23 protein-coding genes are annotated in these 19,463 nt (G+C 66.6%); 7 read left to right on the top strand and 16 right to left on the bottom strand.

Annotation, left to right across the window (positions count from 1 at the left end):
• Positions 1 to 59 precede the first annotated feature (59 nt).
• Positions 60 to 806 carry a bifunctional 2-polyprenyl-6-hydroxyphenol methylase/3-demethylubiquinol 3-O-methyltransferase UbiG gene (gene ubiG, locus EV216_RS12095; RefSeq protein WP_132695787.1) on the top strand — a complete coding sequence of 249 codons (747 nt, stop codon included), beginning with the start codon at positions 60 to 62 and terminating at the stop codon, positions 804 to 806.
• Here ubiG and EV216_RS12090 read toward each other — a convergent pair.
• Genes EV216_RS12090 through EV216_RS12075 form a run of 4 tightly spaced genes read right to left on the bottom strand, consistent with a single transcriptional unit; the run spans position 803 to position 3,096 of the window.
• Positions 803 to 1,246 (bottom strand): MarR family winged helix-turn-helix transcriptional regulator, encoded by a 444-nt coding sequence (locus tag EV216_RS12090; protein ID WP_165899235.1) that lies wholly within the window; start codon positions 1,244 to 1,246, stop codon positions 803 to 805. The genes ubiG and EV216_RS12090 overlap by 4 nt on opposite strands.
• Entirely contained in the window at positions 1,243 to 2,076 is an 834-nt protein-coding gene (locus EV216_RS12085; RefSeq protein WP_132695786.1) for a carbon-nitrogen hydrolase family protein, read from the bottom strand. The genes EV216_RS12090 and EV216_RS12085 overlap by 4 nt, the downstream gene beginning before the upstream one ends.
• Positions 2,077 to 2,081: 5 nt before the next feature.
• Complete coding sequence (gene grxC, locus EV216_RS12080) at positions 2,082 to 2,339, bottom strand: glutaredoxin 3 (RefSeq protein ID WP_132695785.1); 258 nt, start codon at positions 2,337 to 2,339, stop codon at positions 2,082 to 2,084.
• A 37-nt stretch (positions 2,340 to 2,376) separates the two neighbouring features.
• Complete coding sequence (locus EV216_RS12075; protein ID WP_132695784.1) at positions 2,377 to 3,096, bottom strand: ComF family protein; 720 nt, start codon at positions 3,094 to 3,096, stop codon at positions 2,377 to 2,379.
• A 43-nt stretch (positions 3,097 to 3,139) separates the two neighbouring features.
• On the opposite strand from EV216_RS12075, the gene EV216_RS12070 reads away from it, so the two are divergent.
• Both EV216_RS12070 and hemH read left to right on the top strand, forming a co-directional pair.
• Positions 3,140 to 3,982, top strand: coding sequence for a methyltransferase domain-containing protein (locus EV216_RS12070; RefSeq protein ID WP_132695783.1), 843 nt, complete (start codon positions 3,140 to 3,142; stop codon positions 3,980 to 3,982).
• A 73-nt stretch (positions 3,983 to 4,055) separates the two neighbouring features.
• A complete protein-coding gene (hemH, locus tag EV216_RS12065) occupies positions 4,056 to 5,147 on the top strand; it encodes a ferrochelatase (RefSeq protein ID WP_132695782.1) in 1,092 nt (363 codons plus the stop codon).
• 84 nt (positions 5,148 to 5,231) lie between these two features.
• Here the strand turns inward: hemH and EV216_RS12060 are convergent, their stop codons facing one another.
• Entirely contained in the window at positions 5,232 to 5,411 is a 180-nt protein-coding gene (locus EV216_RS12060; RefSeq protein ID WP_132695781.1) for a hypothetical protein, read from the bottom strand.
• A gap of 141 nt (positions 5,412 to 5,552) precedes the next feature.
• Entirely contained in the window at positions 5,553 to 6,041 is a 489-nt protein-coding gene (locus EV216_RS12055) for a L,D-transpeptidase (RefSeq protein ID WP_132695832.1), read from the bottom strand.
• 269 nt (positions 6,042 to 6,310) lie between these two features.
• On the opposite strand from EV216_RS12055, the gene dalA reads away from it, so the two are divergent.
• A complete protein-coding gene (gene dalA / locus EV216_RS12050) occupies positions 6,311 to 6,847 on the top strand; it encodes a divisome-associated lipoprotein DalA (protein ID WP_132695780.1) in 537 nt (178 codons plus the stop codon).
• Positions 6,848 to 6,869: 22 nt separating this feature from the next.
• Here the strand turns inward: dalA and EV216_RS12045 are convergent, their stop codons facing one another.
• The 7 genes from EV216_RS12045 to hslO all read right to left on the bottom strand — a co-directional run bounded on the left by EV216_RS12045 (position 6,870) and on the right by hslO (position 14,164).
• Positions 6,870 to 7,364 carry a L,D-transpeptidase family protein gene (locus EV216_RS12045; RefSeq protein ID WP_132695779.1) on the bottom strand — a complete coding sequence of 165 codons (495 nt, stop codon included), beginning with the start codon at positions 7,362 to 7,364 and terminating at the stop codon, positions 6,870 to 6,872.
• Between the two features lie 32 nt (positions 7,365 to 7,396).
• Entirely contained in the window at positions 7,397 to 8,224 is an 828-nt protein-coding gene (locus EV216_RS12040) for an ion transporter (protein WP_132695778.1), read from the bottom strand.
• Positions 8,221 to 9,468, bottom strand: a complete 1,248-nt coding sequence (locus tag EV216_RS12035) for a class I SAM-dependent RNA methyltransferase (RefSeq protein WP_132695777.1) — start codon at positions 9,466 to 9,468, stop codon at positions 8,221 to 8,223. The genes EV216_RS12040 and EV216_RS12035 overlap by 4 nt, the downstream gene beginning before the upstream one ends.
• Positions 9,465 to 11,306: an ABC transporter ATP-binding protein gene (locus EV216_RS12030; protein ID WP_132695775.1), complete on the bottom strand. Its 1,842-nt coding sequence runs from the start codon at positions 11,304 to 11,306 to the stop codon at positions 9,465 to 9,467. Before EV216_RS12030 ends, EV216_RS12035 begins: the two co-directional genes overlap by 4 nt.
• 83 nt (positions 11,307 to 11,389) lie before the next feature.
• Positions 11,390 to 12,574 (bottom strand): CCA tRNA nucleotidyltransferase, encoded by a 1,185-nt coding sequence (locus tag EV216_RS12025; protein WP_132695831.1) that lies wholly within the window; start codon positions 12,572 to 12,574, stop codon positions 11,390 to 11,392.
• On the bottom strand, positions 12,574 to 13,176 hold the full coding sequence (locus EV216_RS12020) for a CoA pyrophosphatase (protein ID WP_132695773.1): 603 nt from the start codon (positions 13,174 to 13,176) through the stop codon (positions 12,574 to 12,576). The genes EV216_RS12025 and EV216_RS12020 overlap by 1 nt, the downstream gene beginning before the upstream one ends.
• Positions 13,163 to 14,164 carry an Hsp33 family molecular chaperone HslO gene (gene hslO / locus EV216_RS12015; RefSeq protein ID WP_132695771.1) on the bottom strand — a complete coding sequence of 334 codons (1,002 nt, stop codon included), beginning with the start codon at positions 14,162 to 14,164 and terminating at the stop codon, positions 13,163 to 13,165. Before hslO ends, EV216_RS12020 begins: the two co-directional genes overlap by 14 nt.
• A gap of 76 nt (positions 14,165 to 14,240) precedes the next feature.
• Here hslO and EV216_RS12010 point away from each other — a divergent pair, with 76 nt between their 5' ends.
• Positions 14,241 to 14,687: an NUDIX hydrolase gene (locus EV216_RS12010; RefSeq protein ID WP_132695770.1), complete on the top strand. Its 447-nt coding sequence runs from the start codon at positions 14,241 to 14,243 to the stop codon at positions 14,685 to 14,687.
• A gap of 11 nt (positions 14,688 to 14,698) precedes the next feature.
• Here EV216_RS12010 and EV216_RS12005 read toward each other — a convergent pair whose 3' ends face one another.
• Positions 14,699 to 15,964, bottom strand: a complete 1,266-nt coding sequence (locus EV216_RS12005) for a PP2C family protein-serine/threonine phosphatase (protein WP_132695768.1) — start codon at positions 15,962 to 15,964, stop codon at positions 14,699 to 14,701.
• Positions 15,965 to 16,119: 155 nt separating this feature from the next.
• Between EV216_RS12005 and EV216_RS12000 the strand changes: the two genes are divergently transcribed.
• A complete protein-coding gene (locus EV216_RS12000) occupies positions 16,120 to 16,449 on the top strand; it encodes an Hpt domain-containing protein (protein ID WP_132695766.1) in 330 nt (109 codons plus the stop codon).
• On the opposite strand, the gene ilvA is transcribed toward EV216_RS12000, so the two are convergent.
• On the bottom strand, positions 16,446 to 17,693 hold the full coding sequence (ilvA, locus tag EV216_RS11995; RefSeq protein ID WP_132695764.1) for a threonine ammonia-lyase IlvA: 1,248 nt from the start codon (positions 17,691 to 17,693) through the stop codon (positions 16,446 to 16,448). The two genes, EV216_RS12000 and ilvA, sit on opposite strands and share 4 nt — an antisense overlap.
• A gap of 110 nt (positions 17,694 to 17,803) precedes the next feature.
• Here ilvA and EV216_RS11990 point away from each other — a divergent pair, with 110 nt between their 5' ends.
• Positions 17,804 to 19,024, top strand: a complete 1,221-nt coding sequence (locus tag EV216_RS11990) for an argininosuccinate synthase (RefSeq protein WP_132695762.1) — start codon at positions 17,804 to 17,806, stop codon at positions 19,022 to 19,024.
• 205 nt (positions 19,025 to 19,229) lie between these two features.
• Here the strand turns inward: EV216_RS11990 and EV216_RS18495 are convergent.
• A partial coding sequence (locus tag EV216_RS18495) for a hypothetical protein (protein ID WP_207894004.1) occupies positions 19,230 to 19,463 on the bottom strand: 234 nt, incomplete at its 5' end.

Raw genomic sequence — 19,463 nt, 5'->3', positions numbered from 1 at the left:
TAACGCGAAAGCCACACGCCCCAAGGGCATTGATACAGAAGACAGGAACGGAGCCCGCGATGCAAGGAGCCGAAACGACCGTCGACCCCACGGAAGTCGCGAAATTCGAGGCGATGGCCGCCGAATGGTGGGATCCGAATGGCAAGTTCAAGCCGCTGCACATGCTCAACCCCTGTCGGCTGGACTATATCAGCCGCCAGATCGCGGCGGAATTCGACCGTGACCTTTCGGCCGAGATGCCGTTCAGGGGGCTGCGCCTGCTGGATATCGGCTGCGGCGGCGGGCTGTTGTCCGAGCCGATGGCGCGCCTGGGGGCAACCGTGGTGGGTGCGGATGCGGCGGCGCGCAACATTCCCGTCGCGCGCATCCATGCCGAACAATCGGGGCTGATGATCGACTATCGCCACACCACCGCCGAGGCGCTGGCCGAGGCGGGCGAACAGTTCGACGTGGTGCTGAACATGGAAGTGGTCGAGCATGTGTCCGACCCGCTGGCCTATCTGACCGCCTGCCGGAAGCTGTTGAAACCGGGCGGGCTGCATCTGTGTTCGACGATCAACCGCAACCCGAAAAGCTTTGCGATGGCGATTGTCGGGGCGGAATATGTCATGCGCTGGCTGCCCAAGGGCACGCATGAATGGTCCAAGTTCATCACGCCGGACGAGTTGTGCCGCTTGCTGGAACAGGCCGGGCTGAAACCTGTGGACCGCACCGGCTTCGTGTTCAACCCGATCACCTGGGGCTGGTCGCTGTCGAGCCGGGATCTGTCGGTGAACTACGTCACGGCGTCGGTGAAGCCCGCCTAGCGCGGGCCTTCCAGCTTCTGGCGCAGCATGCGCAGGACGGGCAGCGCGGCGCGCAGCCGGTCCTCGCCGATATCGGCCACGGCCTCGGCCAGGACCGGGGTCATGGCCTGGATCGCGACATCGCGCGCGGCCCGGCCCGAGGGGCTGATCGAGACCATCTTGCGCCGCGCGTCGTCCCAGTCGGGGCGGATATGGACATGGCCCGCCCAGTCCAGCCGGTTCAGCGTGTTGGTCATCGCGCCCCGCGTGACATGGAAGGTCGCGGCAAGCTGGGCGGGGCTGCGTTCCTCGTTGATCCGGGCCAGGTGGTTCAGGACCGAGAAATGGCTGAGTTCCATCCCCTTGGGCAGCGCCCGCGCGATCCGGTTGCGCGCCAGCTGGTCGGCCATGAAGATCTCGCTGAAGATCGTCACGGCCAGGCTGTCGCCGATCTCGGTCACGAGGGCGGCGCGAAGGGCCGGTCATGGGTGATCGAGGGCACGCGGGCCCGGGCGCGCGCCACCTCCTGCCGGTCGATCTGGACATAGGTGATGCCGGGCGCCGTGCCGCCATCGGCCAGCACCTCGCCCCAGGGGGCCACGGCCAGCGAATGGCCATGGGTCCGGCGCGGGCGGCCCTCGGTCGCGGGGTGCAGCCCGCATTGCGCGGGCGCAAGCACATAACATCCGGTCTCGATCGCGCGGGCGCGCAGCAGCGTTTCCCAATGCGCCGCACCCGTCACCGGCGAGAAGGCGGCAGGAATGGTCAGGATCTCGGCCCCGCCCTGGGCCAGCGCGCGGTAGAGATGGGGAAAGCGCAGATCGTAGCAGATCGACAGACCGATCCTGCCGAAGGGAGTCGGCGCCACCACCGCGCGGTCGCCGGGCCGGTAGCCTTCCGATTCGCGGTAGCTTTCGGTTTCGGTGATCTGCACGTCGAACATGTGGATCTTGTCGTATTTCGCGGCGATGGACCCGTCCGGGGCGATCAGGAAGGAGCGGTTGGCGAAGCGTCCGTCGGGGTCATGCGTCTTCAGACCCAGCGAGCCGATCAGCAGCCAGATGCGGGCATTGACCGCCTCTTGCCGCAGGGCCGACAGCATCGGGTCGTCCTCTTCATGGCTCAGGACGCTTTCCTGCTGTGCCCGGCTGGACGACAGGCAGTTGGTCACCTCGGGCGTCATCACGAATTGCGCACCGCCCGCCGCCGCCTGGCGCACCATCTCGCAGGCCGGGGCGATGTTGGCCTCGGGCACATCGCCCGATGTCATCTGGATCAGGGCCACCCGCATCGCCGTCACCCCGCCAGCAAGGGATCGAGCTTGCCCGCCCGGTCCAGCGCGTAAAGCTCGTCGCAGCCGCCCACATGGGTCTCGCCGATGAAGATCTGCGGAACCGTGTGGCGACCATGGGCGCGGGCCATCATCTGCTGACGCAGCGCGGGCTGCGCGCCCACGTCGATTTCCGAATAGCTGATGCCCTTTTGTTGCAACAACCGCTTGGCGGCGTGGCAATAGCCGCAAAGCGGCGCTGTATAGATTTCAACCGATCTCATGGTCCGTTTTCCATTGCCTGGCGGGTACTATAGGCGTTCAGGACGCTTTCGCAACGCGGGCCAGAACCAGGATCCGCACCTCTCGGGCCCCGGCGGCAAGACAGGCCTCGGCCGCCACCGACAGCGTGGCGCCCGAGGTCATGACGTCATCGACCAGCAGCACGGTGCGATCGCGCAGCCGCTCGCGATGGCGGGGATGCACGGCGATGGCGCCCGCGAGGTTGGCGAAGCGTTGCTCGGCCCCCATGCCGTCCTGCACCCGGGTCTTGCGACGGCGGATCAGCAGGTCGGGAATATGCGCGAGACCCGCGCCCTCGGCCAATGCTTGCGACAACAGCGCGGCCTGGTTGTAGCGCCGCCGCAAAAGCCGCCAGCGATGCAGCGGCACCGGGGCGACGACCATCCCGGGCGTCAGGATCGCCCGGCCCGCACGCAGCATCCATTCGGCGGCGGGACGCGCCAGTTCGGTCCGGTCGGCATGCTTGAAGGACAGAACCATCTTGCGCGCCTTGTCGCGATACAGCAGCGCCGCGCGCCCGTGCGACCAGGGCCGCGGTCGGGCCAGGCAGTCGTCGCAATATTCGGGCGTGCCGCCATCTTCGCCCGGCAGCGGCGTGCCGCAGCAATCGCAGACCAGCCCGGCGATGAAATCCATCTGGCCCCAGCAGGTCATGCAGAGGGCGAAATCGCGTTCCACCATCTCGCCGCAGGACACGCAGCGCGGGGGATAGATCAGTCGCAATGCGCTTTGAAACATCCGGCCCCGCCCCTACATAGGCCCTTCGATTGGCGGAGACCCGATGCAGAGCCCACCCGACCTGACCGACCGTGCGGCGCTGAGGCGCCACCGTGCCCGCGCCCGCCGCGCGCCCGAGCTGTTCCTGCACGCACTTGCAGCCGACGAGATTCAGGAAAGGCTCATCGAGGTTAACAGAACCTTTACGTCGCCTGCCATCGTCACCGGTTTTCCCGAGCCGTGGCAACGCGGCTTTCCCGGCGCGGCGCTTGTCGAGGATGACGAGACGCTGACGCTGGAGCACGGCGCACACGATCTTGTGATCCATGCGCTCTGCCTGCACTGGGCGAACGATCCCGTCGGGCAACTGGTGCAATGCCGCCGCGCGCTGCGGCCCGACGGGCTGTTTCTTGGCGTTCTGTTCGGCGGGCGCAGCCTGCACGAGTTGCGCGCGGCGCTGGCCGAGGCAGAGGTGGCGCTGACCGGCGGGCTGTCGCCCCGGGTGCTGCCGATGGGCGAGATTCGCGATCTGGGCGGGTTGCTGCAACGCGCGGGATTCGCGCTGCCCGTGGCCGATTCTGCTCTGCATATGGTGAGTTACCAGACCCCTTTCCACCTGATGCGCGAGTTGCGCGCGATGGGCGAGACCAACGCGCTGGCCGCGCGGCACCGCCGGACAGCCCCCCGCGCGCTGTTCGCCGAGGCCGCCCGGCGCTATGCCGGGGCGCATGCCGGGCCGGATGGCCGCATCCCCGCAACCGCGGAATTGATCTACCTTGCGGGGTGGGCGCCTGCGGACACGCAACCCAGGCCGTTGCGCCCAGGTTCGGCTCGCGCCCGGCTGGCCGAGGCGCTGGGCACGACCGAGCGGATGCTTGGCGACGGAAACGGCCAGGGGGCGGATTGACCCCGGTCAGAATGCGTTTATGTGCTTGAGGTATTCCAGTTTGAAGCCCGACAGAGATCCCGGAAAAGACGTGATGTTCGACTCCAAGCAAGGTGGGAGCAAGGATGGTCTGTCCTCTGCGACAACCCAGCGTCCAGCCCACGCCCCCGCCGACCACCCGAGGATTCCGCCCGAGAAGGTGGGGATTCTGCTGGCCAATCTCGGCACGCCGGACAATTACGACTACTGGTCGATGCGGCGCTATCTGAACGAGTTCCTGTCGGACAAGCGGGTGATCGACTATTCGCCCTGGATCTGGCAGCCGATCCTGCAACTCGTGGTGCTGACCAAGCGGCCGTTCTCGTCGGGCGAAGCCTACAAGTCGATCTGGAATCACGAGGCGGGCGAAAGCCCCCTGATGACCATCACCAAATCGCAGACCACCAAGGTGCGCGAGGCGCTGGAGGCCAGTTTCGGCAGCGAGGTCGTGGTGGATTTCTGCATGCGTTATGGCAGCCCCTCGACCAGATCCAAGGTGCGCGAGATGGTCGACAAGGGCTGCCGCAAGATCCTGTTCTTCCCGCTTTACCCGCAATATTCGGGCGCCACGTCGGCCACCGCGAACGATCATTTCTTCCGCGCGCTGATGGACGAGAAATGGCAGCCGCAGGTGCGCACCGTGCCCGCCTATTTCGACAGCCCGGCCTATATCGACGCGCTGGCCGCCTCGGTCGAGCGGGGCTACGCGGCTCTGGAACACAAGCCGGACGTGCTGGTCTGTTCCTATCACGGGGTGCCGACGCGCTATCTGACCGAGGGCGACCCGTATCATTGCCAGTGCCTCAAGACCACGCGCCTGCTGAAGGAACGGCTGGGCTGGGCGGATGACCGGATCACGACCACCTTCCAGTCGCGATTCGGCCCCGAGGAATGGCTGCAACCCTATACCGTGGAAGAGGTCGCCCGGCTGGCCGAGCGCGGCAAGAAAAGGATCGCCGTTATTGCACCGGCCTTCTCGGCCGACTGCATCGAGACGCTGGAAGAGATCAACGAGGAGATCCGGGAAAGCTTCGAAGAGGCGGGCGGCGAGGAGTTTACCTATATCCCCTGCCTCAACGACGACGATCAGCATATCGAGGCGCTGTGCGAGGTGATCCGCGCTCATCTGTGCGGCTGGCTGGGCTGACACTGCGCCCATGGAACGTCAGGCACGAAAGAAAGAAGGCGGTGGTTTCCCACCGCCTTCTTTTTCGTTTCGGTGTCGCGCCGATCAGTCGGCGATGACGGCCGCAAACAGGATCAGCGCCAGGATCGGAACGATGACGCCACCGGCCGAGGACGAGGTGTCCTGGACGATGATTTCGGGTTCCATGACCGGCTCCGAGTAGCCGCCGGCGAAACCGGCAGTCGCGGCAACCGAAAGGGCCGTGGCAAGGGCGATCTTCTTCATCTTTCTACTCCCAAATAACAGCGCGAGACGGATGGATCCGCCTGTCGCATGCATCGAAGGCATGTGACTCCTGTCTAATCCGCGGCGGGCACCGTTTTCAACAATGCAGAGCGCCCTGCCCGGCGGCCCCGGGAATTGTCGTCAAATAAGCAACACCTGCGTGCCCACCTTGGCCAGGTCGAACAGTTCGGCGATATGCTCGTTATAAAGGCCGACGCACCCGTTCGACGACCGCCGCCCGATCTTGCGGGTGTCGTGGGTGCCATGTATCCGGTAATAGGTCCAGCTCAGGTGCAGCGCGTGGGTGCCCAACGGATTGTCCGGCCCCGGCGGAACGTAGTCCGGCCATTCGGGATTGCGTTGCTTCATCGCGGGCGTGGGGCGCCAGTCCGGGCCTTCGACCTTGCGGATGATCGAGGTGCGTCCGCGCCGGGTCAGATCTTCGGACATCGGCACCGAGGTCGGGTAGACCTTGTAGACCGCGCGGTCCTCGGACCAGTAATGCAGCGCGCGCGACGAGATATCGACCAGAACCGCCCCGTTGCGCAGGTCGGAGAAATAGGGCTGCCAGTCCAGCGCCCGGAACATCGCGGTGTTGCGCCGCGCCCCCTGGGCGATCGACTGCTCCATCTCGACGGTCTGCCCAAGGACGGCGGGCGCGGCCAGTCCGCCAAGGAGCGCAGCCGAACCGCCGACGAATCGCCTGCGCGTCACGCGACACGGGAAAGACGGGACCTTGCTGTTCAACTTTCACTCCAAGCTTGGAAGGGTTCCACTTTGCGCTGATATATACGCTTGACCGTGCATCCCCGCAATTCAAAGACCTGTCAGCGCTCAGGGGATTTGAACCGGCGGCGCAGAGCCGCTAGACATCGCCCGAAGCGTGTTAGGATGTCCCGATGAAAGTTCTGGTCCCGGCTCTTGCGATCATTCTTGCCGTTACGGCGTGCACCCCCACCGACCCCGTCCGGCTTGGCCCGGACGGCAAGCCCCTGCCGCAGGTCTACCGCATCTCGCAGGCGGATCGGGCGCGCATCCAGTACCGGATGCTGGACGCGGTGAACGCCCTGCGCGAGGCCCGCGGCGTGCGTTCGCTGGAACTCGATTCGCGGCTGAACGCTGCCGCCGCCACCCATGCCCGCGACATGGCGGTGCAGAACCGGCCCTGGACCTTCGGCTCTGACGGTTCCTCGACGCTGGACCGGGTGAACCGTGCGGGCTACCAGGGCGGGGTCGGCGCCGAACTGATCGCCGAGACCTACGAGACCGAGCTGGAAATCCTGGCCGCCTGGCTGGAGGATCCCGAGAAGCGCGAAACGCTGCTGATGCCGCGGCTGACCGATATGGGCTTTGCCTATTACCAGGAGCCGAACGGCAAGATCTGGTGGTCGCTTATCACCGGATCGCGGGCGGATCAGGTCGCTTCGGCCTTCTAGGCGCGGCCCGATTCGCGCCGCCTCAGGGCAGGATGTCAATCACGGTGCCATCGCGCACCATGGCATAGATCTGTTCGATCTCGCGATCCGAGACCGCGATGCACCCTTCGGTCCAGTCGCGGCGCTTGCCCTTGTGCTTGCCCGCCCGGCCATGGATGAAGATATCCCCGCCCGGGCTGAGGCCCAGCGCGCGCGCCACCTCGACATCGCGCTCGTTCGGGTAGGATATGCCCACCGACAGATGGAAATTGCTGTTCGGATTGCGCCGGTCTATCAGGTAGCGCCCTTCGGGCGTGCGCCCGTCGCCCTCGTGCAGCTTGTGCCCGTTGGGCTGGAACCCCAGCCCGACATCGAACCCCTTGAGCACCTTGTCATGGTGCAGCAGATACATCCGCCGCTTGTCCTTGAACACCACGACCCGCGTGACCTCGGGCCCGTTATAGGTTCTGAATTTCGATCCGCAGGCGGACAGCGCAAGACACGCTCCCGCCGCCATGAAAGCACGTCGTCCGATCATTCCCGCCTTGTCCGCTCGTTCCGGTTTCTTGCCTAGGGGCGATCATACGCGATTTTTCGTGCGGATTCATCCTGCAAACGCGCCTCTGGCGCGGCGTCGGACCCCGAAAGCCGGGCCTCGATCGCGGCCAGCCGCGACAGCACCTCGTCGCGATAGGCATCGGTGCGCTGCACGTCCTCTTCGTGGTGGGCGTCCTGCATCGAGTTGACGATCAGGCCCACCAGCAGGTTCACCACCGCGAAGGTCGTGACCATGATGAACGGCACGAAGAACGCCCAGGCATAGGGGAAAACCTCCATCACTGGGCGAACGATGCCCATCGACCAGCTTTCCAGCGTCATCACCTGGAATAGCGAATAGGCCGACAGACCCAGCGTGCCGAACCAGTCGGGGAAGGCATCCCCGAACAGCTTGGTCGCCATGACCGCGCCGATATAGAAGATCATCCCCATCAGCAGGAAGACCGAGCCCATGCCCGGCAGCGCGGTGATGAACCCCTCGACCACCCGGCGCAGGCGCGGCGCGACCGAGATCACGCGCAGCAGACGCAGGATGCGCAGCGCGCGCAGCACGCTGAGCGTCTGCGCGCCGGGCACCAGAGAGATGCCGACAATGGCGAAATCGAAGATGTTCCAGCCCGAGCGGAAGAAGGACAGCCGATAGGCCACAAGCTTGGCCGCGATCTCGGCCACGAAGATCGCAAGGCACAGCTTGTCCAGCATCAGGATCAGGGGGCCTGCCTCGGCCATGATGCTGCCGGACGTCTCCATCCCCAGCAGCACGGCGTTGAACAGGATCACGCCCATGATGGCGTTGCGCGTGACGGGGCGCTCAAGCGCCTTGGCCAGTCTGTCCCTCATTGCTCCACTCGAATCGGAAAGCCGCGTTGACTGGCGATATGGCCCCGCGTGAATGTGGCGACAAGTTCCACATGGGAGGACCAGCGGAACTGATCGACCACCTGCACGCCGCCAAGGCGGAATCCCGCAGAGTCCAGCCTTTTCGCGTCGCGGGCAAAGGTCACGGGATTGCACGAGACATAGGCAAGCCGCGCAAGACCTGAGGCGGCGATCTGGTCCACCTGCGCCTCGGAGCCCGCGCGCGGCGGGTCGATCACGGCCCCGTCGAAGCGGGCCAGTTCGTCCGGGCGCAGCGGACGGCGGAACAGGTCGCGCGCCTCATGCGTGACCCGTTTCAGCCCCGGCGCCCCGCGCCAGCCCCGGTCGAGCGCGGCCAGCATCGCGGCGTCGCCCTCGACCGCGTGAACCTCGGCCGCCTCGGCCAGCGGCAGGGCAAAGGTGCCGCAACCCGCGAACAGGTCGGCGACCCGCTGCGCGCCCGCAAGGGCCGCGCGCACGGCCTGGGTCAGCGCCGCCTGTCCGTCCTCGGTCGCCTGAAGAAAGGCCCCGGGCGGCGGCACGACATGGGCGCGGCCCATCCGCTGCCGCGGCGGGCGGCGGGTGGCGATCACCTCGCCATTCCAGGTCAGCCGGGCCAGGTCGTGGCGTTCGGCAAGCGCGGCCAGCCCGGCGGCGGCAGCCGGTTTGCTGCCCGTGACGGCCAGATCCACCCCATCCTCGGAGCGGGTCAGCGTCAGCGTGACCTCGCCGCTGCGCGAGGCACCCAGCGCCACCAGCGCCTCGCATCCGGGCAGGGCGGCCATCAGGTCGGGATGCAGGAGCCGACAATCGGGGATCGCGACGATCTGATCGCTGGCCCGCCCGTGAAAGCCGACCAGAACGCCCTTTTTCGTGCGCCGCCCGGCCAGAACGGCGCGGCGGCGGCTGGCGGGGGGCGAAGTGTGGATCGGGTCCAGCGGCGCGGCCAGCCCCTGCCCTGCCAGCGCGGTTTCGACCACGCCGGTCTTCCACGCGGCCACGAAACCGTCGCTGGCATGTTGCAGCGCGCAGCCGCCGCAACTGGCGAAATGCGGACAGGGCGGGCGCACGCGGTCTGCCACGGGCGTCAGGATGCGCGGCCGGGCGATGCGGCCCTCGGCGATCTCGCCCTCGACAAGCTCGCCGGGCAACGCCAGCGCGACGGTCACACCTTCGGCCGTGACCCCTTCGCCGCGCAGGGACAGCCGGTCGATCGTCAGGCTCATTCCGCCGCCTCGGTGCCGATGAAACCGCCCGACTGGCGCGCCCAGAACCGCGCGTAAAGGCCGTTCTGCGCCAGCAATTCGGCATGGCTGCCCTGTTCGACGATGCGGCCCGCATCCAGCACCACGATCCGGTCCATATGCGCGATGGTCGAGAGCCTGTGCGCGATGGCGATCACGGTCTTGCCCTCCATCACGTTGTAAAGCGTGTCCTGGATCGCCGCCTCGACCTCGGAATCAAGGGCCGATGTCGCCTCGTCCAGCACGAGGATCGGCGCGTCCTTGAGGATCACGCGGGCGAGCGCCACGCGCTGGCGTTGCCCGCCAGACAGTTTCACGCCCCGCTCGCCCACCTGCGCGTCATAGCCCGCGCGCCCCTCGGGATCGCGCAGATCAAGGATGAACTCATGCGCTTCGGCCCGGCCTGCCGCCTCGATCATCTCCGCCTCGCTGGCCTCGGGGCGGCCGTAAAGGATGTTGTCGCGGACCGAGCGGTGCATCAGGCTGGCGTCCTGACTGACCATGCCGATCTGGCGGCGCAGGGATTCCTGAGTGACCTGCGCGATGTCCTGCCCGTCGATCAGGATGCGCCCGCCCTCGGCCTCGTAGAACCGCAGCAGAAGCTTCACCAGCGTCGACTTGCCCGCCCCCGACCGGCCGATCAGGCCGACCTTTTCGCCCGGGCGGATCGTCAGGTCAACCCGGTCCAGCCCCCCGAAGCCTCGCCCGTAATGGTGGGTCAGGGACTGGAACTCGATCCGCCCCTCGCGCAGGGCCAGCGGCGTCGCGTCCTTCGCATCGGTCAGGGTGATCGGCTGAGCGATGGTCTCCATCCCCTCGGCCACGACGCCGAGCGAGCGGAAGAAGCTCGACACCGCCCACATGATCCAGCCGGTCATCGCGTTCAGCCGCAAGGTCAGCGCGGTGGCCGCCGCGACCACGCCCACGCTGGCCGTGCCCTGCATCCACAGAAGGATCGCCCAGCCCACCACGCCCACGATGAGAAAGCCGTTCAGCGCGGTCAGCGCGATGTCCATCCTGGTGAAGATGCGCATCTCGGCGGCAAAGGTCTCGCGCGAGCGGTCGATCGCCTCTTTGGCATAGGCAAGCTCGCGGTCGTGATGGGCGAACAGCTTGACCGCATGGATGTTTGTATAGGCATCGACCACGCGGCCCGTCACCGCGCTGCGCGCGTCCGACGCGGCCTTGGACGCGGGGCCGACCCGCTTCATCGTCCAGCGCACCAGGGCGGCATAGAACACAAGCCAGATCACCAGCGGCACCGCCAGCCGCGGATCGGCCTGGCCCAGCAGGATCAGCGCGCCGATGGTATAGGCCGCGGCAAAGGCGATGGCGTCGAAGATCTGGAACACCGCCTCGCCCGCCGCGGGGGGTGTCTGCATGATGCGGTTGGCGATGCGGCCGGCGAAATCGTTCTCGAACCAGCCGACCGACTGGCGCAGCACCTGCGCATGCGCCCGCCAGCGGATCAGCGCGCCGAAATTCGGCATGATCGCGTTGTTGAGGATCGCCACATCCAGCCCTTGCAGCACCGGGCGCAGGATCAGGATGAAGACCGCCAGCACGATCAGGGTCAGACCGTAATCGTCCCAGACCTGTTCGGGCGTGCCCGAGGACAGGATATCGACCACCTGCCCCATCGCGTGGATCAGCCAGACCTCGACCGCGGCCACGACGATGGCCAGCACGATGGCGGCGACAAAGACCTTGCGGAAGGGGCGGGCATAGTCCCACAGGAACGGAGCCAGCCGCTGCGGCGGGGTGTCGGTCTGGCGGTAGGCCGTGTAGGGATCGACCAGGTTTTCGAAGAAGCGGAACACGGGCGGGATGGCCTTAGCGCGGGTTGGACCTGAACTATAGACCGGCGCGATGCCAAGGGCCACCATGGCGCGGTCTGGGTGGCCTATGCGTCTCTGTTCCGGCCTGAAACGGCCTTCGGCTGGCCGAGCAGCTCCGCCCGGGTCAGGCTGAACCCCGACTCGATCCAGCGTGTTTCCAGCGCGTCGAGCTGCGCGCCCAGCGCGGGGCCGGTGAAGGCGGGCATCAGATCGCGTGCGGTGACGGGGAAAATGGCGGCGGCGCCCTCGGCGATCCGGTCGGACAGGTCGGCCGGGGGGGGCGTGCCGGTCGCGGCGGCGCGCAGCAGCATGGCATCCCGCGCCTCGGCCGCGCCCAGACGGTAGGCCAGCGCGCCGGGCGTGTCGGTTCCGGTCATCGCCTCGCGCAGCCGGGCCAGCCTGCGCGCGTCGGCCTTGCTCAGGCGCAGCCGTTCCGCATGATCCGCGCCGCCCAATGCCACGAGGCGCCGGATCGGGTCGGGCGGCAGGCCCAGCGCCGCCTCGTGATGCACCAGCACAGGCAGCACGGCCGGATCGGATCCCGGCAGAACCTGCGCCAGCACGCCCGCCTGCGCCATGGCGGCCACGCTCTGGCAAGGGTCGCGCGCAGAGAGCAGCTTGGCGATCTCGGCCCCCACCCGTTCGCGCGACAGGCGGGACAGCCCCTCGACATGCGCGGCACAGGCCGCGAGCCCGTCGGCGTCCAGCCCGCCATCGGCATCGCCATAAAAGGCATGGAACCGGAAGAAGCGCAGGATGCGCAGGTAATCCTCGCGGATGCGGGCATTGGCATCGTCGATGAAGCGCACCCGCCGCGCGATCAGGTCGGGCAGGCCGCCCAGCGGGTCGATCACCTCGCCCTCGGGCGTGGCGTAAAGCGCGTTCATCGTGAAATCGCGGCGATGCGCATCCTCGGCGGCGGTATCGGCAAAGGCCACCACGGCACGCCGCCCGAAGGTTTCCACATCGCGGCGGAAGGTCGTGACCTCATGCGGCAGATGCCCCGCGACCACGGTGATCGTGCCGTGATCCAGCCCGGTCGGCACCGGCTTCAGCCCCGCCGCCTCGGCCAGGGCGATCACCCGGTCGGGGCGGGCGTCGGTGGCGATGTCTATATCGCTGACCGGCACGCCCAGCAGCGCGTTGCGCACGCAGCCCCCGACGAAAAGCGCCTGATGGCCCGCGGCGGTCAGCATGCGACAGACCGCTTGGGTATGGTCGGCAAAGAACCACTCGCCGCGCACCCGGATCATCGCGCCACCCGGTCGGCCAGCGCCCGCAGGATGCGCGCGGTCGCGCCCCAGATGTAATAGGGGCCGTGGGGCACGGTGTAGTAATACCGCCGCTGCCCGCGCCAGAACCGCGACTGGACGACATAGCGCGCGGGATCCATGAGTTCGGCGAAGGGCACGTCGAACACCTCGTCCACCTCTCCGGCCTCGGGGATCGGGTCGAAACAGTCTCTGACATGGCCCAGAACGGGGGTCACGGTGAAGCCCGTGACGGTTTCATGCGCCGGCAGGATGCCCAGAACCTCGACCAGATCGGGGGGCAGACCGATTTCCTCATGCGATTCCCGCAGCGCGGCGGCGACGGGGCCATCGTCGCCCGCATCGAGCTTGCCGCCCGGAAAGGCGATCTGGCCGGGGTGATGCACCAGCCGCGAGGAGCGCTTGGTCAGGATCACCCGCAGCCCCGCCGGGCTGGACAGGATCGGCACCAGAACGGCGGCGGGGCGCAACACGCGGCCTTCGGGCATGATGAAATCGGGGTTCAGGTCGTGATCCGAGGTTTCACCGCCCGGCCGGGACAGCGCCCCCCGCAGCAGCGCAAGCGGATCACTCCCCGGCATCGCGCCCCTGTTCCGCCTCGAACCCCAGGGTCGCGGGGTCCAGTTCGTAATGGGCGCCGCAGAACTGGCAATCGGCAGTCACGATCCCCTCGTCGGTGGTCATGTGGCCGATATCCTTGGCCGAATAGATCGACAGGCTTTGCCGCACCTTGTCTTCGGAACAGGTGCAGCCGAACTGCACCGGCTGGGCGTCGAAGACGCGGGGGCTTTCCTCGTGGAACAGCCGCACCAGCATCTCGGTCGGCTGCACCGCGGGGCCGATCAGTTCCATGTCCTCGACCGTGTCGAGCAGCAGGTTGGCCCGGGTCCAGGCCTCGGCCTCGTCCCCGTCGAGGATGTCATCCGCCTGCAACAGCCCCGCCTCGCCGCTGCCACCCTCGGCCGCGGCGGGGATCGAGGCCGCGGGCATCAGTTGCAGCATCACACCGCCCGCGCGCCAGCGTTCCGGCTGGCCGGGCAGCCGGGTCCGGCCGAAGCCCAGCGCGAAGCGGGTGGGCAATTGTTCGGACTGGGCAAAATAGGTCTCGGCACAGGAGGCAAGCGAGCCGCCGGCGATCGGCGTGATCCCCTGATAGGGCTGCATGTCGCGGCCCTGGTCGATCAGCATCGCGAAATAGCCCTGCCCGATCAGGCCGAAGGGGTCGGCGCCGGGGGTCAGTCGCGCGGCGTCGAAACTGGCATAGGCGCGGATCAGGGCCGGGGCGCCGGGCTCGGTGGGGGCGTAGTAATCGGTCGCGATCAGCCGCGCCGGGCCGTCGCCGCGCACCTGCAAGGACAGCTTCCAGCGCAGCTTGATCGTCTGGCCGATCATCGCGGTCAGCAAGACGGCCTCGGTCACCAGCGCCTCGATCCCGGGTGGGTAGTTATGTTGCGCCAGAACCTGATCAAGAACGCCATCCAGCCGGGCGACCCGCCCGCGAATATCGCTGCGGTCAAGCTGGAAGGGCAGGACGGTATCGTCCCAGGCGATCTGCGATCCGATGGACATGAGCGTTTCCCTGGTTCTGGGCCTTGGCCCGGGGGCGTTATATAGAGCCTGCGGCCCAAGCACAAAGGGGGAGAACATGATCCGGCGATTCGGCGAGGCGATACAGGCGGACCAACGCTACCGGCTGCGCCCGGGGGCCTATGCCCTGCTGGTGCGCGACGGCTCGCTTCTGGTCACGCATCAGCAGGAGCCGGTCCCGGAATACCAGTTGCCCGGCGGCGGCATCGACCCGGGCGAATCGCCCCTGTCGGCGCTGCATCGCGAGGTGTTCGAGGAAACCGGCTGGCGGATCGACGTGATGCGGCGGCTGGGGGCGTTCCGACGCTTCACCTACATGCCGGAATATGACCTCTGGGCGGAAAAGCTGTGCGCCATCTATCTGGCGCGTCCGGTCCGCGCCCATGGCGCCCCGCGCGAGCCGGGCCATAGCGCGCTGTGGATGTCGCCCGAAGCGGCGTTGCGGGAACTGGGCAATGCGGGCGACCGGCATTTCGTGGCGCGCTTTCTGGGGGTCGCGCGCTAGGGGGCCTCGGCCTAGCCGAACTCGAACAGGACGGCCGAGATGTCGTCGGGCAGGTCCGGCCTGCCGGCAAAGTCGATCAGTTCAGCCATCACGACTTCGAGAAAGGACTCGCCCCGCATGGCGGCATTGCGCTCCATCAGGGCGCAAAGCCCCTCGTCACCGAGTTGATCGCCTGTTGACGATGGGCATTCGGTGATGCCGTCCGAAGCCAGCAACACACGGTCGCCCGGGCCAAGGCGCACCTCGTCCTGCTCGAATGTCGCCTCGGGCAGCAGGCCGACGGGCAGGCCGCCGGAACCGATGAACTCGACCCGGCCATCGGCCCGCTGGATCGCCGGATAGGGATGGCCTGCCTGAACGAAACGCATGATCCCGCTGTCGAGCGAGACCACCGCAAGCAGGATGGTGAAATAATGCTCGGTCTCAAGCTCTTCATGGAAGAGCCGGTTCAGATGTTCCACGATCTCTTCGGGCGGGCGGACACGGATGGCGCCACCGGCATCGGATTCGAGCGCGATGTTCTGTTCGGCCGAGACCGAGGACAGCAGCCCGGCAAGCCGCGCCGTGATCATTGCCGAACTGATCCCGTGGCCCGAAACATCGACCGAGAAGAGGCCGACCTGCCCCTCGCCCGCGGGAAAGAAGCCGACCAGATCGCCGCCGACATGGCCGCAAGGGCGCAAGAGCAGCGAAACCTCGGAACCGCCGAAGCGGCGCGAGCGGTCGCGCACCAGCGATTGTTGCAGCTTGCGCGCCTCGACCAGGTCGCGGTCGATCGCGTCATAGAGGTTGCGCAATTCGGCCAGCGTCGTACTCAGCAGCCGGTTCCGTTCGCGCAGCTGGTGTTCCATGCGCAGGATACGTTCGCCCGATGCGATTCGCGCCCGAAGCTCGTTGGCATTCACGGGTTTGGTCAGGAATTCGTCGGCGCCGACATCGAGGCCATGGACCATTTCCCCGGTCTCGGATTTCGAGGTCAGCAGGATGAAATACCCGTAGCTGTCGCGCGGAAGGGCGCGAAAGGCGCTGCAGAATTCCGGACCGTTCATGCCCGGCATCATCCAGTCGCTGATGATCAGGTCCACGGGGCGGTCGCGACAGATTTCCAACGCCTCTTCGGCCGAGCCGCATTCCTCGACCGCATAGCCCCAGCGTTCCAGCGAGGCGCGCAGGATTCGCCGCTGAAGGCGGCTGTCATCGACCAGCAGGACCAGTCGCACCAGAGAGGGCGGATCCTGGGAAAACAGGGGCTGTTCGATCACGGCGGTCACGGGCATCCTTGTGCGTTGGTCGGACCGGAATAGGATGAGGTGACTTAACGAGCCGTGAAAGATCGTTTTCGACCTTTTTTTCGCCTTGTGCCTCATTCACCGTTAAGGACCGGCCCCTAGTCTTCTGGATCAGCGGGGGCGTATCGGAGGTGTGGTGGACGATGATCGACTGGAAGAGGGTGGAGGAATTGCGCAGCGAAGTCGGAGAGGAGGCCTTCGACGAGGTGCTGGATCTGTTCCTTGAGGAAGTTGACGAAGTCATGACCCGGCTGCGCGCCACGCCGGACCAGACCTGCCTGCCCGCCGATCTGCATTTCGTGCGCGGCTCGGCGCTGAATCTGGGGCTCAAGGAATTCTGCGCGATCTGCCAGGGGCTGGAACACCGGCTGGCGCAGGGCGAGTCGGTCGAGCTTTCGGCGCTGCTCGACAGCTATGCCGAATCCCGTGGGCTGCTGATGGCGGCTGGCAAGGCCCGCTCGCGGGTCGCCTAGATCAGGAATTCCGACAGCACCACATCGTCGGTGATGTCGCGATGCACGAGGCCCCGCTCGCCCATCCGGGCGAACAGCGCGGGGAAATTTTCGGCGTGCGATGTCTCGATCCCGATCAGCACCGTGCCGAAGTTCCGCGCCGATTTCTTGAGATATTCGAACCGCGCGATGTCATCCTCCGGCCCCAGAAGGTCGAGAAAATCGCGCAGCGCGCCGGGCCGCTGCGGCAGGCGCAGGATGAAATACTTCTTCACGCCCGAATAGCGCTGGGCGCGTTCCTTGACCTCGGGCAGCCGCTCGAAATCGAAATTCCCGCCCGAAGTGACGCAGACCACGCGCTTGCCCGCGATCTGATCGGCCAGCACCGGCAGCACATCGACCGCCAGCGCGCCCGCGGGTTCCAGAACGATGCCCTCGACATTCAGCATCTCAAGCATGGTGGTGCAGATCCGGTCCTCGGGCGCGGCCAGGATGTCGGAGGGGTCGATCCGGCCCAGCACCCCGAAGGTCGTGGTCCCGATCCGCGCAACCGCGGCGCCATCGACGAAGGTATCGACCCGGGGCAGCGTCACGGGCGCCCCCGCCGCCATGGCCGCGGCCAGCGACATGCCGCCTGCCGGTTCCACGAATTTCACGCGCGTTTCAGGCGCCACCTCGCGCAGGACCGAGACGACACCGGCAGCCAGCCCGCCACCGCCCACCGGCAGGATCACCAGATCGGGCGCGCCGTCCAGCGCGTCGAGGATCTCGACCGCGACGGATGCCTGCCCCTCGATCACGTCCTCGTCGTCGAAGGGCGAAAGGAAATGCCCGCCCGCCTCGGCGCACCAGGCCTGAGCCGCGGCCAGCGTGTCGTCGAAATAATCGCCGGTCAGCCGGATCTCGATATTCTCGCCGCCAAAGGTGCGGGTCTTGTCGATCTTCTGCCGCGGCGTGGTGACCGGCATGAAGACGACCCCCTGCACCCCGAAATGGCGGCAGGCAAAGGCGACGCCCTGGGCATGGTTGCCCGCACTGGCACAGACGAAGACGCGCTGATCGGGCCTAGCGGCCAGAACCTTGCGCATCGCGTTGAACGCCCCGCGTATCTTGTAGGAGCGTACGGGCGTCAGATCCTCGCGTTTGAGCAGGATCTCGGCGCCATAGCGTTCCGACAGGTGGACATTGCCCTGCAAGGGCGTCGGCGGGAACAATTCACGAAGCGCCGATTCGGCGGCGCGGGCCTTTGTGAAGAAATCGCTCATGCACTTCTCTGGCGCGACAGGGCCGCCGGATGCAAGCCCCGGGCCGCCCTTGCCCCTTTGGCTGAAACCCAATAAACGCCGCCGGGACTTCCCTCAACGGAGTTCTCCGCATGTCCGCGCCCAAGAAAGTCGTCCTGGCCTATTCCGGCGGCCTCGACACCTCGATCATCCTGAAATGGCTCCAGACCGAATATGGCTGCGAGGTGGTGACCTTTACCGCCGACCTGGGCCAGGGCGAGGAACTGGAACCGGCCCGCGCCAAGGCCGAGATGATGGGCGCCAGCGCCATCTATATCGAGGATCTGCGCGAGGAATTCGTGCGCGACTTCGTCTTCCCGATGTTCCGGGCGAACGCGCTTTACGAAGGGCTTTACCTGTTGGGCACCTCCATCGCGCGGCCGCTGATCTCCAAGCGGCTGATCGAGATCGCGGCGGAAACCGGGGCGGATGCGGTTGCCCATGGCGCGACCGGCAAGGGAAACGACCAGGTGCGGTTCGAACTTTCGGCCTATGCGCTGAACCCTGAGATCAAGGTGATCGCGCCCTGGCGGGAATGGGATCTGACCAGCCGGACGAAACTGATCGACTTCGCGGAAAAGAACCAGATTCCGATCGCCAAGGACAAGCGCGGCGAGGCGCCGTTCTCGGTCGATGCGAACCTGTTGCACACCTCGTCCGAGGGCAAGGTGCTGGAGGATCCGGCCATCGAGGCGCCCGATTATGTCTATCAGCGCACCGTCGATCCCGAAAAGGCGCCCGATGCGCCGGAATATGTCGAGGTAAGCTTCGAGCGCGGCGATGCGGTCGCGATCAACGGCGAGGCGCTGTCGCCCGCCGCCCTGCTGACCCGGCTGAACGAGATCGGCGGACGGCATGGCGTCGGCCGGCTCGACTTGGTCGAGGGCCGCTTTGTCGGGATGAAGTCGCGCGGCATCTATGAAACCCCCGGCGGGACCATCCTGCTGGAGGCGCACCGGGGCATCGAGCAGATCACGCTGGACCGCGGCGCGGCGCATCTGAAGGACGAGTTGATGCCGCGCTATGCCGAACTGATCTATAATGGGTTCTGGTTCAGCCCCGAACGCGAGATGCTGCAGGCGCTGATCGACAAGAGCCAGGAGCACGTCACCGGCACCGTGCGGCTGAAGCTCTACAAGGGCTCGGTGCGGACTGTGGGCCGCTGGTCGGAGCATTCGCTGTATTCGGAAAGCCATGTCACCTTCGAGGAAGACGCGGGCGCCTATGACCAGAAGGACGCGCAGGGCTTCATCAAGCTGAACGCGCTGCGGCTGCGGCTGATCGCGATGCGCAACCGGCGGCTGGGCGGCTAGGACGACGCGGCGGGCGTCACCCGCCGGTCACGCGCGCGAAGGGTTTCGGCTTGCTGAGCGGCGACAGGAGGTTTTGACACCCGAGGATTCTCGCACCCTATGAAATTAGCGGATGGCGAGTTGCAGGGGCTTTGACCGTTTCGGAGCTTTTCCGCGCCCGAACGGCGCGTGCCTAGGGCTGGCGGTCAGGAAAAACCCCATGAAATCAGCGGCGGCGCACCCCACTCGGAAACCAGTCAGTTTCCGGTTTCCGATCCGTTGCTCTCTGCAAAATAGCGTCGAAGGCGCGGAAGTTGTCATACGCCTCGGACGGGAAGAGATCATTGACCGCGGCGAAGCGGAGCTGAACTGGCCCCCTTTTTGACCGGACACTTGGGCATGACCATGGAGGCTTAGGCATATGCCTGAGCACGTGCTTATGTCTGAGATAGAGATCATC

The organism is Rhodovulum steppense, from assembly GCF_004339675.1.
Lineage (GTDB): Bacteria > Pseudomonadota > Alphaproteobacteria > Rhodobacterales > Rhodobacteraceae > Rhodovulum > Rhodovulum steppense.
This window is presented reverse-complemented; position numbering and strand designations above follow the sequence as displayed.